This window comes from Tepidibacillus decaturensis, from assembly GCF_001561915.1.
GTDB lineage: Bacteria > Bacillota > Bacilli > Tepidibacillales > Tepidibacillaceae > Tepidibacillus_B > Tepidibacillus_B infernus.
This window is the reverse complement of record NZ_LSKU01000001.1, coordinates 1,624,931-1,638,618: the sequence shown is the minus strand read 5'-3', so window position 1 is coordinate 1,638,618 and position 13,688 is coordinate 1,624,931. Positions and strand designations below refer to the sequence as shown.

Sequence of the window (13,688 nt, the reverse complement as noted above, 5' to 3'; positions counted from 1 at the left end):
GGAAGTGTATAGCAATAAAAATTAAATAAGGTGAAGTGTCTGCATTCATTATTTGGGGTGCAGCAATATATATGGGTCTTGCCATAATTGGTAAATAAGCAAAGTATAACTTTCTTCCACTTGTCATTTAGGGGTTTGTATATTCCATAAGCTGTGACCTTCAGAAGTGCCCTTTTCTTCTTAATCTTTTTTTATAGAAGGGCATGGATGACGGAGCGCAATGGAATATACAACCCTTTTCTTATTTTACACTCTGACCTTTAGATTCTTTATGAAAAGTGCTTATTGAATGGGTAAAACGTAAAATAAAATAAATGACATATCGCATGATGATAAGGGAACTTAAGAAACTTTTCTATTCTATGCTTTTGTAATTCAAGATTATTCAACAGGACAAGGTAGGATCATGGAGGATATGAAAGGATATGTAAGGGAAAAAATGCTGAATTTGTTTATTGAAAGGTTTGACTAGGATCTGTATGAATACAGTAGATTATCCGTTTTGAGTGATAATACAGTTTTATGATAGAATTTTATTGTATTCGTTTTGCAAAGGAGGCAAGCTATGATTCGTTTTGAAAATGTGGCCAAAGTTTATGATGATGGATTTCGAGCATTAGACAATATCAACCTTCATATCAAAAAGGGCGAATTATTGGTTCTGATTGGGCCAAGTGGATGCGGGAAAACAACAACAATGAAAATGATCAACCGCTTGATTGATCCAAGTGAAGGAGCCATTTATATTGATAACCAAGAAATTAACACGATGAATCCAGTAGAGTTACGACGTAATATTGGTTATGTCATTCAACAAATCGGATTATTGCCCCATATGACCATTGGAGAAAATGTGGCCTTGGTACCCAAGTTAAAAAAATGGGACACAACAAAGTATTTGAATAAAGTAGATGAGTTGTTAACCATGGTTGGATTGGATCCAGCGATTTATCGGGATCGTTATCCAAAAGAACTAAGTGGTGGTCAACAGCAACGGGTTGGGGTGATTAGAGCCTTGGCAGCTGATCCAAATGTTATCTTAATGGACGAACCCTTTAGTGCATTGGATCCGATTAGTCGAGAGCAACTACAAGATGAACTGATACGGTTACAAGAAGAAATCAAGAAAACGATTGTTTTTGTTACCCACGATATGGATGAAGCACTAAAAATAGCAGATCGAATTTGTATTATGAGAGAAGGCAAAATTGTACAAATCGATACACCGGAAAATATACTACGACATCCAGCTAATGAATTTGTTAAATCATTTATTGGTGAAGAGCGGTTAAATGAAGTAGATCTATTACCATCATTAGAAGAAATCATGGTGAAACCTGTAACTTCAGGGCCAAATCGTGGATTAGCTGAAGCAGTGAAAACCATGAGAACACATCGAGTAGATAGTCTATTGATTGTCGATAAAGAAAATCATTTGCTTGGTTCTGTTGGGGTATGGCAAATTCAACAACATTTTAAGGATGAGACCCTAACAGTGAAAAATGTGATGAAAACTGATTTAATCACTGTTCAATCTGATCAGTCTTTAACAATTGCGATTGAATTAATTCATCAACATAATCTTTCTTATTTACCTGTTGTTACTTCTTCAAATCTTCTAGAAGGGGTCATTACTCGTGCTAGTTTAGTAGAGATCATGGCCAAGAAGTACTCAAATGATTAAGAATATTCCGTCTAAAATCATTGGAGGTGATTGAATGGAACAAACAAGCCAATCTACTTTTTCAGAATTTTTACAAATAGTGCAAGAACGATGGCCAGATATTTTAACAGGTACATGGGAACATATTCAATTAACTCTCTTGTCTGTTCTTCTAGCGATTCTGATTTCTGTTCCATTAGGGATTCTACTAACCCGCCATCGAAAGTTAGCTGAACCAATTATTGGTATCACTGCTGTATTTCAGACCATTCCAAGTCTAGCATTACTAGGATTTATGATTCCGTTATTAGGAATTGGATATACCCCAGCTGTTGTTGCATTAACCATTTATGGATTGCTACCTATTTTAAGAAATGCCTATACTGGGATTATTGGAGTAGATAAAGCAGCGATTGAAGCGGGGGTTGGAATGGGAATGACATCGAAGCAGGTCCTATACATGATTGAAATCCCATTGGCCTTACCCATTATTATGGCAGGGATCAGGACCGCCACCGTTTTAATTGTAGGAGTTGGAACCTTGGCCTCACTAATTGGTGCAGGGGGGTTAGGGGATTTAATTTTCCGTGGGATCTCGATGGCTAGAAATGAAATTATTCTTATTGGCGCCATTCCAGCTGCCATTTTAGCACTGGTCTTTGATTTTTTACTTAAATGGATCGAATCCATGGTGACGCCAAAAGGAATAAGATCATAAACAAAATTAAAATAGAAAGGGGAACTAATTTTGAAAAAATTTACTTTTGTTTTACTAGCAATTATTCTTGTCTTTTCTTTAGCACTCGTTGGCTGTTCTAGTGGAAAAGATACGATTGTAATTGGAGGTAAGAACTTTACTGAACAAGATGTGTTAGTCTACATGATGAAGGATATCATTGAAGATAAAACTGATTTAAAGGTAGAAACTAAGCCTTTCTTAGGTGGAACCAATGTAGTGGCTCAGGCATTAGAACGAGGCGACCTTGATCTATATGCAGAGTATACAGGAACTGCTTTAATCAATCTATTAGGATTAGAAGTGATGAATGATCCGCAAGCCGTTTATGACAAAGTCAAGCAGATTTATAAGGATGAAAAACAATTAGTATGGCTAGAACCATTTGGCTTTAATAACACTTATACTCTAGCGATGAGAAGAGATCAGGCAGAATCACTTGGCATTGAAACCTACAGTGATTTAGCCGAAAAAGCATCAGAATTAGTACTAGGTTCTACTCAAGAATTTTTAGAACGAGCTGATGGGTATAAAGGGTTACAAAAGGTATATAATATGAACTTTAAAGAAGTAGTTGGTATGGACCCTGGTTTAACTTATGCAGCGGTTCGTGACAAGAAAACTGATGTAAATGATGCTTTTGCAACTGATGGTAGAATTGCCGCCTTTGATTTAAAAGTCTTAAAGGATGATAAACAATTCTTTCCACCTTATTATGCTGCACCTGTAGTTAGACAAGATACGCTTGAAAAACATCCAGAAATTGCTGATGCATTGAACCAACTAGCAGGAAAATTAAGTGATCAAACGATGTCTCAGTTAAACTCACAAGTTGACCTTGATGGTAAGGATGCAAAAGATGTGGCCCATGATTGGCTCGTCTCACAAGGTTTAATTAAAGAATAATCAGTGATTAGAAAAATAAACCCTCTATTTTCTTTTTGAAAATGGAGGGTTTTCTGGTTTTTAACCCCTTAAAATAAAGAACCAAAATAAGGCCGCTAAGATAAAACGATAAATAGCAAAAGGAGTTAATTTAATTTTTTGTAATAATTTAAGGAATGAAACAACTGCTAACCATGCGACGATAAATGAAACAATGAAACCGACGACAAAGAATCCAATATCGTTTACTGAAAGGAACTGATAGCTTTTTAATAGATCATATCCACTAGCTGCAACCATCATTGGAATGGCAATGATAAAGGAGAACTCTGCAGCAGTTTTATGATTTGTTCCTACTAATAAACCACCAGCAATCGTTGCACCTGAACGTGAGAAACCTGGCCAAAGAGCAAGAATTTGCGAAAGTCCAATCAAAAAGGCTTGTTTATAAGTAATTTGATCAAGTTCTATAGCTGTCTCCTTTGTTTTTCTTTTCTCTGCATAAATCATAAAAAGTCCACCAATCACTAAACCGATTAAGACAGTACTTGACGAGAAAAGATAGGTTTTGATTACTTTATGTAGTAAAAGTCCCATTAACATTGCAGGGAAGATCGCTATAAAAATATGGATAAGGTTTAATTGACCTTTAGCAAAAAGTCCACCTTCAGCTTTAAATCCTTTCCTCCAATCTAATAAGCCAAAAACTCTTCGCCAATAAAGAATAGCGACTGCCAAAATGGCTCCCAATTGAATCACGATCTCAAAGGTTTCGGCTTTATTTCCCGTAAAACCTAGCAATTCACCGGTTAAAATCAAATGACCTGTTGAAGAAACAGGTAAAAATTCCGTTAATCCTTCTACAATCCCTTGAATGATAGAAACGATATATTTTTCCATAGTGCCCCCCTAATAATTGATTTTTGGAAACAAACGAAAAATCTCTAGCAAAAATACTTGTAAACTTAGCCATACACCGCCAAAGACATATCCAGCAACGATATCACTAGGATATTGCATTCCAAAGTAGATTTGGCTTATTCCAATTAAAAATGAAAAAGATAATACAAGAAAAATAGCCAAATTGTGAACCCACACCCCTTTGATATGACGTACTAGTAAGTAAGCAGTAAAACCAAAAACAACGATAGCGGTTAAGGATTGTTCACTAGGAAATGTATGATGAAACAAAAATCGTAACCCTTCATCTAAGATTTCCCCACCAACCACTACAAGAAAGAGAAAAATGCTTTCCAATTTTCGATCAGGGCTTCTTAACATAATCCATAACCACGTAAATAATATCAAAGGAAGTAATATAAAGATAGTGGAAAGGTGTTGAAAAATTTGCATCCAAGGTTGCCAAGACTGGTCAAAGAGAAGTTTGACCACTAAGGTGGTTATGTTATCAAACTGATTAAATTCCTGTGCTAAAAAATCCTGAATCATACCGAGCATAAGCGCAAAAAAGCCAATAAAAACAATACCTGCACTAGCAATAAGTATTTTTATACGTCCAAGGGTTGGAAACGTATCTAAAGCTTTTTTAAAATTGATTTCTAATCTTTCTTTCAGCCAACTTCGATAAGTTCGATATAGATAAAAAATCGCCAATAAAATAATAGCAATGATTCCAGCAATAATGAGATATTTCTTAATCGAAGTGTGGAATTGTTCCCATTGTGGCCCTAATATTTTTCCTAAAGAAATAAACGTACTAACCCAAATAAATGCACCAAGATAAGCATAAACCATATAGACACGATAAGAAATCCTTGCAGTACCTGAAAAATATCCAGTAATATGCCGAACACCAGGGATGAAGTAAGCGATGACTAGCAATTTATTTCCGTATCGGTCAAACCAAAGAGATACTTTTTCTAGTCTTTCTGGACCTAGATGAATATAATGTCCGTACATTTTAAAAAAAGGAGTTCCTAAGCGTCTTCCAATCCAATAGGAAATGGTCATTCCAGTAATTGCACCCATTGCAGCCATAAAAATACTAAAGCTCCAATGTAATTGTCCTTGATATACGAGAAATCCAGCATAGCCCATTAAAGCCTCTCCGGGAAGGGGAAGGGCAATCAATTCAAGTAGCAAGGAAATGAATAAGACGAGATAACTATATTGTTCAAATAAAGTTTTAATCCACTCAAACACATTAGATCCTCCAATGTATACAAAAATTTTCCTGGTTCTAGTCTTCACTTACTCTTTTTTGTCTATTCCAGTGATAAAAAAAGAATATAATTGTGAGCAATATAGTTAAAATGATGGTAATTTGTAAATATTTATGCAAGATGATGGAAAAAACGTACCAATGCTCTTTTAATACAATTCCAAGTGTGATAAATCCAAACACCCAAAATAACCCACCTAAAAGGGCAAAGAGAATAAACATTTTATATTCCCATTGACTAATTCCTGCTAAATAGGCAGTTAAATAACGAACTCCGGGGATGAAATAACCAATACTAACAGCAAGCTTACCTTTTTGCTCGAACCATTGTCCCACCTTATCTAATTTTTCAGGGGTTACATGAATGTACCTCCCATATTTTTCAAAAAAGGGATGTCCAAAGGAATAACCGATGGCGAAGCTGATCGACATGCCAGTCATACTTCCTAATAGAGCTATGAAGACAGTCAATAGATAATTAAGTTTTCCAAGGGAGACAAGATATCCGGTAAAGATCATTAAGATTTCATCAGGAATAGGCAGCCCAACAATGCCTAAAACTAGTAAACTAAACAAGCCAAAGTAACCATAGTGTAAAATAAACGGTATTACTACATGCTGTACCAAATCGATCCTCCTTTTGCTTTACCTTGGTTTTTGCTTTTTAATCTCTTTTACACATAAAGACTAACGAGAATAAAGAAAAGTTCATCTTCAATTAATTTGTGAAAAAAATGCGAACATATATTTCTATCAACTTAATAGGCGATATGACGAATAGAATAGATTCAGATAATGTAAAGCTGTGCACAAATTGAAGAAGGCCGGCCTTCATTTAGTGAAGGTGGATTATTTGAATAAAAAAATCGAGCAAGCACAGCAAGGAAACCAACAAGCAATGGAAGAGTTAATTCAACAATACCAACCACTACTGATATCCTTTGCAAAAAGGAAGTATGTCAACCATAGTTTTGAAGAGACGCTACAAGAAGGACAATTAGCTTTTATTATAGCAGTACAACATTTCGATCCAACCTATGGGATCTTTTTTGGGAGTTTCGCCAAACAAAGAATTTGGAGACACTTAACCTCTTTATTGAGGAAGGAAAAGAAATGGCAGGAAACGATCTTAGTGGATGGATGGAAAGAGGATTATAATGCGATTCTATCAACAACAGAAGATTTAGATTTTCGAATCTGGAAGGAACAAGCTGAGTCCATCCTATCTGAAAAAGAGAAGCAATTCTTTGATCTTTTCTGGATAAAAGGTTTCACTGTAGCAGAAATCGCTGAACAAATGAACGTTTCGACTAATACAGTTAAAACATGGAAGAAACGGGCAATCAAAAAATTAAGAGAGGATTTGCTGTCACCCAATCATCCTCCTACAGGCACTATATAAGATGTAACCGGCCGGTGAACAACAAAAAAGGAGGAAATAAAGTATGGCTATTCAATCTAATGAAACTTTAAAAGGGCTTGACTATTACAGTGCTGCCACAGATACACAGTTGCAATGTTTTAAAAATAACGGAATTAGTTTTGTTTGCCGTTATTATACGAGTAACACGACTAGATTGTCAAACGGTCGAACTGCAATTAAGAATTATTTTCTAGGTGTTCAAGATGCTATGAATGAAATACTATCAAATGAACGGTCAAAGATGGATAATTGGAGTTTACGGCGGGTATTATGTTGTAAAAGAGTTAGATGGATACGCTGGAATTTCAAAAACGTGGCAAACATCTTCGTGGAGTGATGGAAAAGATTATGTGTACCGTAATATCTATCAATATCAACATAATGTAAGTTCTTGTAATGTAAATGTTGATTATAATGCTTCCGATGGAAGTCATGGAGGATTTAAACTTTAAAAATAAAAATTATTTTCTGACGCAGGAAATTTATCCTGCGTCTATTTTTAGTTTTAATCAATATGAATGAAACCTACTTAGGCCGATAAAAATTCTGCAATTTATTGGGTATCTCACTCTTCTTAACAAGGCTTAAAATGACAAAAGGTTGAATGAATTGGTATTCACTTATATCATTCACGGCATAAATTCTATCTTTAAAATTCGTATCCCAAATTGGTTCTAAAAGATTATTTTCAATTTTGTATCCTAGAATACGACTAGACACACTATACAAATCCGCCTTTGCTGAAATGCTCCCCGTATAGATAAGATCGTTTTTTGCAAAATCAATGGATTTTAACATCGTTGCAACCGATCGAGTTACTGGAAGATATTTGTTTGAAAAGGCATTCCAGTCAGCCTCATTTTCGAAAATGATCGTTTCATATGGTAAGATATCCTCAATAGTGGGTTTACTTGTAACAAATCCATTAAATAAGATTTCATAGGAAACATCACTTTTCGGGGAACAGCCTAAAGTACCTACAAAGAAAAATATAGAAATGAGCAGAAAAAGAACGGTCTTTTTCAAGATTTTAAACCTCCTCAAAAAAAGAATGAGATACTTGTCACCCAATCATCCTCCTACAGGCACTATATAAGATGTAACCGGCCGGTGAACAACAAAAAAGGAGGATGATACAAATGGCAGTTAATAGTTTAGCAGATTTATCTAAGATGGTGATTACTTCTCAGGTGGGATTGGATGCAAACAATGAACCTGTGTTAAAAGCCAAAACCTATAATGGGGTAAAACCAACTGCACTCGATCAAGACGTGTTCGATGTTGCTCAAGCCATAGCATCACTTCAGGCCAATCCGGTTTACCGTGTTGAACGTATCGATCGTGAAGAATTAACTCAAGCATAATGAGTAAATTAAGTTTTCTATTGTAAGTGTAGCACACGCAAGTCTAAAAAAAAGAGGAGGAATGAATCATGACTGTCAAAACCTTAGAACTTATTTTCCAAACTGCAGAAGGAAAGAACGCAACCATCTCCATTCCGGATCCAGTTGAACCACTTGACCCAGCAATCGTTAATCAAGTGATGGCACAAATCGTGACTAAGAATATCTTTCAATTCACCAGTGGAGAAATTGTTGCAGCTGTAAGTGCAAGAACGATTGAAAGAACAGTCACAGATATTGCTTTAGCATAACAAAAATGGGGAGGAGACTCCCCATTCTTTACTTTTATGAATGAATGTGAATGACATGGATATCATGATCATGATTTTTGCTAGAAAGGAGAGAAGAACAATGGAACAGTGGATTCCAATGATTGGAGAAGTAGGCTTCCCCATTATTGTTACCTTGTATCTATTGACCCGAATTGAAGGAAAAATCGATGTCTTATCTCATTCAATTACCGAGCTTACAAATAGCATCAACAAATTTCAAAAGCAAGAATAGCTTAACTGAAAGTGAATACGATAAAGATTAAGGTGTGACATGGTATGTAGATATTCGTGTCACATCTTTTTTGCTTGATTTGGACTTGTTTTTTGTAAAATAGGTAGATGAATGTGATAAAATAAGAAAGATAGTAATAGATTATACATAGGAGGGCTTGGTTCATGGAATTAGGGTTAAAAGGTAAAGTTGCCTTTATTACAGCTGCTAGTAAAGGTTTAGGTAAAGCGGTTGCACTTGAATTAGCTCGTGAAGGAGTCCAATTGGCGATTTCTAGTAGAAATAAGGAACAAATTGAAGAAACCGCTGAATTGATTCGCAAAGAAACAGGGACAAGGGTAGAGGCATTTGTTGCAGATGTGAGCAACCCTAACGATGTAAAACAATTTGTTGAGACAATGATTCAAAAGTTTGGAAAAGTAGATATCTTACTAGTCAATGCAGGTGGCCCACCAAGTGGTGAATTTATGCAGTTTGATGATGAAACATGGGAAAGAGCTTTCCAAACTAACCTAATGAGCATCGTCCGTATGGTTAGAGAGGTAGTTCCACACATGCGCAAAAACGGTGGAGGAAAAATTCTTACCATTGCTTCTTCATCCGTAAAAGTTCCGATTCCAGGGCTTGTTTTATCAAATACATTTAGAGCTGGTGTTACTGGATTGATGAAAACTTTATCAATTGAGCTAGCAAAGGATCAGATTTTAGTCAATGTGGTTGCACCAGGACGTATTGCAACTGATCGTTTGAAAGAGCTAGATGCAGCAAATGCAGAAAAGTTAGGAATTCCTGTTGAAGAGGTTACCAAAAAAATGGAACAAACGATACCACTAGGTCGATATGGCGGACCCCAGGAATTCGCCAAGGCAGTTGTATTCTTAGCATCTGATGCAAATTCATATATTACAGGTTCTACAATTATGATCGATGGAGGAATGGTTCCATCCCTGTAGAATACTATCTTATCATTAAAAAAATAGGAGATGATCGAGATGATGACTGAAGAAAGAGAAAACGGAAAAATAAAAATTGAGAGTGACGTTGTAGGTATGATTGCTGGCTTGGCTGCAGTGGATACAGATGGAGTTGCTAGCATGTCGGGAGGAATTACTGAAGGGCTTGCAAAAAGAGTAAGTGGTAAAAATGTAGCAAAAGGGGTGAAAGTTGAGGTAGGAGAAACTGAAACTGCCATTGATTTAAGAGTGATTGTGAAATATGGCTACAAAATTCATGAAGTAGCAAGAAATTTACAATTCAATGTGAAAGAGGCAGTTGAATCCATGACAGGATTAAATGTCGTCGAAGTGAATGTGCATGTAGAAGGAGTAGAGATTCAAAAGCCAGAAGAAGAAGAAAAGACAGAAGAAACTACTCTTCGTCTAAAGTAATCTAGCGTTTGTAAACGTTTTAAACGAAATGAAATGACAAAAGCAGCTAAAGGAATCATATTCTTTAGCTGCTTTTGTTGTTTTCTCTGGAAAGACTTAATACAACACCTATTGCCGTCATAACCATGATCAAGGATGAGCCTCCTGCACTAATAAAAGGAAGAGGGACTCCTGTGATTGGAATCGTACCAGTGACCCCACCAATATTGATAAAAGCTTGAATCGCCAATAAGCTTACTACACCTACACCTAGTAAGGTACCAAAAGCGTCCTTTGACCTTAAAGAGATAATGAGGATGCGCCATAACAATAATAAAAAAGCCAAGATAAAAATGGTGACACCAATAAACCCAAGTTCTTCACCCATAACGGAAAAAATAAAATCAGACTGGGGGTAAGGTAAATAGAAATATTTTTGAATCCCTTTTCCAAAACCAGTACCGACAATTCCACCATTGCCAAGGGCCAATAAAGATTGAATCAGTTGATAACTTGTATCCCAAGGATCACTCCATGGATCCAGAAAAGCTGTAAATCGAGCAAAACGATAACTAGCTGATAAAATAAAAATGGTCAGAATAGCAATCGCGGGTACAGATAAATAGAGTATCTGCTTAAGACTTGCTCCTCCTACAATCATCACAATCCCAGCTGTTGCTAATAAAATCATCGCTGTTCCATAATCCGGTTGTACTGCAATTAAAATAAAAAACAATCCGGTAATCAATAAAGCAGGAAGCAACCCTTGTTTAAAGCTACTCATTTTCTCCCCTTTTTTAGAAATCAGCCCTGCTAAGTAGATAATTAACCCCAGTTTAGCAAATTCAGCTGGCTGTATGGTGAAAGAACCAATCCCAATCCAACTTCTTGCACCATTTCGTTCTTGTCCTAGACCCGGAACAAAAACAAGTAATAGGAGAAAAAACGAAGCCATTAAGATGAGAAAAAATTTATTTTTATAAAACACAAATGGGATATTCATGGTTACCAACATACCAAAAAGGCCAATCGCCCCCCAAATCATTTGTCTTTGGGTAAAAAACCAACGGTTTCCCATTTCCCAATAAGAAATCGTATAACTTGCACTAAAAATCATCACGATACCGAACCCAACCAAAACAAGAGTCATGAATAGCAAGAGAAAGTCTGGTGTTCCTCGACTGGGCTTCATTTATGTATTACTCCTTTCAATCGCTATAATACCCGCAAAAGTGACGACTTCCTTGAAGTATCTTCCGATTACTTTTGCGGGGCTCTATCTTTCTTTACCTACAAAAAAAGAAGGTATTTATGTTATTCCATAAAGCCTTCTTTTTTTCCTGCTAGTCTTTTTGTTTTTCTAAATATTGTAGTAAACGATCAAGTAAGACCGCGGCATCTTCACGTTTTAACGGTTGCCCTGTACCAAATTGGTCTTAGCTTGTTCCTGTAATGATTCCTATATCATATAACCGTTTAATTGAGGGGTAGGCCCAATGCTTGGGTGTGAGATCTTTAAATGGTAATGGGGTTTCTCCTTTCACTTGCCAATGCTCCTCCTTCCATTTGTTTATCTGTGCAATAAACCAATCTTTGGTTATTCCTGATCCTGGGCAGGTTTTGTTGGCATATTCTCGGTGAAAGACAATATCAACTGTAGTTAGATTTAAATGATCAAGCATGATATTTACTGCTCCCAAAATACTGTCCAATTGCTTTCCTTCTAATACCTCTTGACCCTTATCAAAATTACCAATCATTTCAAACATCATTCCACCTATATTATGACCACTGATTCCTGCAGGAATGACATTTAGATCCCTTCCATCCCAAATTAAACCATCAGGAGAAATGGTAAAATGTTCACCAATGTCACTCCAACCTCTTGTTTCAGTATGGTACCTCCAAATGGCTTCAATTGTTTTTTCTCCTTGATAATCAGTTTTTCTCGGTTTCCAAGTATGGTGAATCTGAATATGATTGATAGGGCGTGTGAAGTTGAAGTTACGAATGAAACGATCAAATTCATCAAGCGTATAGGCTTTAAAATATCTGTTTACCAATTCAATCACCTCCTTCTGTAACTCTATATATTAATATGATTCTTTTCGTCCCATCGGTGACAAGCGATTGCCCCTTTAGGTTTAAGAATGAAAAAAGAAAAGAAAACACAACATAATCTCGATGGAAAAAATCTAATGAGATGAAATGAGAGGAAATGATGAATATGCAAAAATATAGTTTTCGTTGCTTTATTTTTCGTTCGTTTGTATTAACACTTTTACTTTCCTTTTTAACAATAGGTTGGAGTTTTCAAGCTACAGCTCAAGGGACGAACACCTATACAGTTCAACCTGGTGATAGCCTTTGGAAAATCGCTGTTAAATACCAAATAGGGCTATCGGAAATCATTGAGGCCAATCCACAAATTAAAAATCCCAATCTTATCTATCCAAAGCAAAAGGTGATCATTCCAGTTATTGATCGAATTAAGAGCATCGAACACCAGGTTATTCAACTCGTAAACCAAGAAAGACAAAAAGCAGGATTAAAACCTTTACGTGCGAACTGGCAGTTATCCAGGGTAGCTCGTCACAAATCTCAAGATATGAGGGATCAACATTATTTCTCTCACATTTCTCCTACCTATGGTAGCCCTTTTGATATGATGAGAGCGTATCGAATTTCCTTCTCCTATGCTGGTGAAAATATTGCGATGGGGCAAACCACGGCATGGCAGGTGATGAAGGGTTGGATGGGAAGTTCAGGACATCGGCAAAATATTTTAAATCCAAATTTTACAGAAATAGGGGTAGGTTATGCTGAAGGTGGGACTGGCAAATATTATTGGACCCAAATGTTTATTAGGCCGTAAACTGAACGGTCACTCTCGAACTGATGATAAAATGTATAGAATACTCTTTAGGTCTCTGGGTTATGCTAAGGAGAGATTAGAAAGGAGGAAATTAGATGACGACATTACGTGATATTATGACCACGAATGTAGCTACAGTTTCACTTCAAGATAATGCTTATGAGGTAGCACAAAAAATGTCGCAGTTAAATGTGGGCGCTATTCCAGTAGTAGATGGTCAAAATGTAATTGGTATGATTACAGATCGTGACCTTGTATTGCGTGGATATGCCGAAAAACGCTCAGGCTCTTTTGCAATTGATGGGTTAATGTCAAAGGATGTAGTCGTTGGGACACCAGACATGGATGTTCATGAAGCTGCTCGCCTAATGGCAGAAAAGCAAATTCGTCGCTTACCTGTAGTGGAAAATGGTAACCTTGTAGGAATCGTTTCCCTTGGTGATTTAGCAGTAAGAAATATTCATATTGATGAAGCAGGACAAGCATTAAGTAAGATTTCCGAACCGGCACAGCCTGGTACACATGGAACCCTTTAATTAAGGAATAAGTGAAAACCTAAAGTCACAAGGGAGTGAATCTCGTTAATCACTCCCTCATTTTCCCTCTTCTAATCGAACGTTTATTCGCATATAATAGAATTATAAACACCC

18 protein-coding genes are annotated in these 13,688 nt (G+C 36.4%); 12 read left to right on the top strand and 6 right to left on the bottom strand.

The genetic code is table 11. The features are described from left to right. The first annotated feature begins 565 nt into the window (after nucleotides 1-565). From U473_RS07840 to U473_RS07830, 3 genes are read left to right on the top strand one after another with little or no spacing between them, the layout of a single operon-like run. A complete protein-coding gene (locus U473_RS07840) occupies nucleotides 566-1,684 on the top strand; it encodes an ABC transporter ATP-binding protein (protein WP_068725079.1) in 1,119 nt (372 codons plus the stop codon). Between the two features lie 34 nt (nucleotides 1,685-1,718). After that, the gene (locus tag U473_RS07835; RefSeq protein ID WP_068725076.1) at nucleotides 1,719-2,381 is read left to right on the top strand and encodes an ABC transporter permease; all 663 of its coding nucleotides are present in this window, start codon (nucleotides 1,719-1,721) and stop codon (nucleotides 2,379-2,381) included. A 30-nt stretch (nucleotides 2,382-2,411) separates the two neighbouring features. Next, nucleotides 2,412-3,305: an ABC transporter substrate-binding protein gene (locus U473_RS07830; protein WP_068725074.1), complete on the top strand. Its 894-nt coding sequence runs from the start codon at nucleotides 2,412-2,414 to the stop codon at nucleotides 3,303-3,305. A gap of 60 nt (nucleotides 3,306-3,365) precedes the next feature. Here the strand turns inward: U473_RS07830 and bacA are convergent, their stop codons facing one another. The 3 genes from bacA to U473_RS07815 are packed head-to-tail and all read right to left on the bottom strand — an operon-like array spanning nucleotide 3,366 to nucleotide 6,093. Then, the gene (gene bacA / locus U473_RS07825; RefSeq protein WP_068725071.1) at nucleotides 3,366-4,184 is read right to left on the bottom strand and encodes an undecaprenyl-diphosphate phosphatase; all 819 of its coding nucleotides are present in this window, start codon (nucleotides 4,182-4,184) and stop codon (nucleotides 3,366-3,368) included. Between the two features lie 9 nt (nucleotides 4,185-4,193). Next, nucleotides 4,194-5,447: a VTT domain-containing protein gene (locus U473_RS07820; protein ID WP_082732432.1), complete on the bottom strand. Its 1,254-nt coding sequence runs from the start codon at nucleotides 5,445-5,447 to the stop codon at nucleotides 4,194-4,196. 37 nt (nucleotides 5,448-5,484) lie between these two features. Continuing rightward, entirely contained in the window at nucleotides 5,485-6,093 is a 609-nt protein-coding gene (locus U473_RS07815) for a DedA family protein (protein WP_068725069.1), read from the bottom strand. A 226-nt stretch (nucleotides 6,094-6,319) separates the two neighbouring features. Between U473_RS07815 and U473_RS07810 the strand changes: the two genes are divergently transcribed. Both U473_RS07810 and U473_RS14605 read left to right on the top strand, forming a co-directional pair. Continuing rightward, a complete protein-coding gene (locus tag U473_RS07810; RefSeq protein ID WP_068725066.1) occupies nucleotides 6,320-6,868 on the top strand; it encodes a sigma-70 family RNA polymerase sigma factor in 549 nt (182 codons plus the stop codon). Between the two features lie 233 nt (nucleotides 6,869-7,101). Further along, entirely contained in the window at nucleotides 7,102-7,341 is a 240-nt protein-coding gene (locus tag U473_RS14605; protein ID WP_153012025.1) for a hypothetical protein, read from the top strand. A gap of 73 nt (nucleotides 7,342-7,414) precedes the next feature. On the opposite strand, the gene U473_RS07800 is transcribed toward U473_RS14605, so the two are convergent. Beyond that, entirely contained in the window at nucleotides 7,415-7,915 is a 501-nt protein-coding gene (locus U473_RS07800) for a hypothetical protein (RefSeq protein ID WP_068725062.1), read from the bottom strand. Between the two features lie 113 nt (nucleotides 7,916-8,028). On the opposite strand from U473_RS07800, the gene U473_RS07795 reads away from it, so the two are divergent. The 5 genes from U473_RS07795 (at nucleotide 8,029) to U473_RS07775 (ending at nucleotide 10,184) form a co-directional block, all read left to right on the top strand. After that, on the top strand, nucleotides 8,029-8,253 hold the full coding sequence (locus U473_RS07795; RefSeq protein WP_068725060.1) for a DUF1659 domain-containing protein: 225 nt from the start codon (nucleotides 8,029-8,031) through the stop codon (nucleotides 8,251-8,253). 68 nt (nucleotides 8,254-8,321) lie between these two features. Then, the gene (locus U473_RS07790) at nucleotides 8,322-8,543 is read left to right on the top strand and encodes a DUF2922 domain-containing protein (RefSeq protein WP_068725057.1); all 222 of its coding nucleotides are present in this window, start codon (nucleotides 8,322-8,324) and stop codon (nucleotides 8,541-8,543) included. Between the two features lie 100 nt (nucleotides 8,544-8,643). Then, nucleotides 8,644-8,796 (top strand): YvrJ family protein, encoded by a 153-nt coding sequence (locus U473_RS07785; protein ID WP_068727545.1) that lies wholly within the window; start codon nucleotides 8,644-8,646, stop codon nucleotides 8,794-8,796. A 164-nt stretch (nucleotides 8,797-8,960) separates the two neighbouring features. Beyond that, a complete protein-coding gene (locus U473_RS07780) occupies nucleotides 8,961-9,749 on the top strand; it encodes an SDR family oxidoreductase (protein ID WP_068725055.1) in 789 nt (262 codons plus the stop codon). Between the two features lie 42 nt (nucleotides 9,750-9,791). Beyond that, complete coding sequence (locus U473_RS07775) at nucleotides 9,792-10,184, top strand: Asp23/Gls24 family envelope stress response protein (protein ID WP_068727541.1); 393 nt, start codon at nucleotides 9,792-9,794, stop codon at nucleotides 10,182-10,184. A gap of 64 nt (nucleotides 10,185-10,248) precedes the next feature. On the opposite strand, the gene ftsW is transcribed toward U473_RS07775, so the two are convergent. Together ftsW and U473_RS07765 are read right to left on the bottom strand one after the other, a co-directional pair. Then, nucleotides 10,249-11,355, bottom strand: a complete 1,107-nt coding sequence (gene ftsW / locus U473_RS07770; protein WP_068725052.1) for a putative lipid II flippase FtsW — start codon at nucleotides 11,353-11,355, stop codon at nucleotides 10,249-10,251. A gap of 244 nt (nucleotides 11,356-11,599) precedes the next feature. Further along, the gene (locus tag U473_RS07765) at nucleotides 11,600-12,226 is read right to left on the bottom strand and encodes a peptidoglycan recognition protein family protein (RefSeq protein WP_068725050.1); all 627 of its coding nucleotides are present in this window, start codon (nucleotides 12,224-12,226) and stop codon (nucleotides 11,600-11,602) included. A 158-nt stretch (nucleotides 12,227-12,384) separates the two neighbouring features. On the opposite strand from U473_RS07765, the gene safA reads away from it, so the two are divergent. Beyond that, nucleotides 12,385-13,038 (top strand): SafA/ExsA family spore coat assembly protein, encoded by a 654-nt coding sequence (safA, locus tag U473_RS07760; RefSeq protein ID WP_235589081.1) that lies wholly within the window; start codon nucleotides 12,385-12,387, stop codon nucleotides 13,036-13,038. A gap of 95 nt (nucleotides 13,039-13,133) precedes the next feature. Further along, nucleotides 13,134-13,574, top strand: a complete 441-nt coding sequence (locus tag U473_RS07755) for a CBS domain-containing protein (protein WP_068725048.1) — start codon at nucleotides 13,134-13,136, stop codon at nucleotides 13,572-13,574. Nucleotides 13,575-13,688 lie beyond the last annotated feature (114 nt).

Coding starts and splice junctions, on each gene's coding strand:
- U473_RS07840 (WP_068725079.1), top strand. CDS start 566: ATGATTCGTTTTGAAAATGTGGCCAAAGTTTATGATGATGGATTTCGA.
- U473_RS07775 (WP_068727541.1), top strand. CDS start 9,792: ATGACTGAAGAAAGAGAAAACGGAAAAATAAAAATTGAGAGTGACGTT.
- safA (WP_235589081.1), top strand. CDS start 12,385: ATGAATATGCAAAAATATAGTTTTCGTTGCTTTATTTTTCGTTCGTTT.
- U473_RS07835 (WP_068725076.1), top strand. CDS start 1,719: ATGGAACAAACAAGCCAATCTACTTTTTCAGAATTTTTACAAATAGTG.
- U473_RS07790 (WP_068725057.1), top strand. CDS start 8,322: ATGACTGTCAAAACCTTAGAACTTATTTTCCAAACTGCAGAAGGAAAG.
- U473_RS07785 (WP_068727545.1), top strand. CDS start 8,644: ATGGAACAGTGGATTCCAATGATTGGAGAAGTAGGCTTCCCCATTATT.
- U473_RS07780 (WP_068725055.1), top strand. CDS start 8,961: ATGGAATTAGGGTTAAAAGGTAAAGTTGCCTTTATTACAGCTGCTAGT.
- ftsW (WP_068725052.1), bottom strand. CDS start 11,355: ATGAAGCCCAGTCGAGGAACACCAGACTTTCTCTTGCTATTCATGACT.
- bacA (WP_068725071.1), bottom strand. CDS start 4,184: ATGGAAAAATATATCGTTTCTATCATTCAAGGGATTGTAGAAGGATTA.
- U473_RS14605 (WP_153012025.1), top strand. CDS start 7,102: ATGAAATACTATCAAATGAACGGTCAAAGATGGATAATTGGAGTTTAC.
- U473_RS07795 (WP_068725060.1), top strand. CDS start 8,029: ATGGCAGTTAATAGTTTAGCAGATTTATCTAAGATGGTGATTACTTCT.
- U473_RS07755 (WP_068725048.1), top strand. CDS start 13,134: ATGACGACATTACGTGATATTATGACCACGAATGTAGCTACAGTTTCA.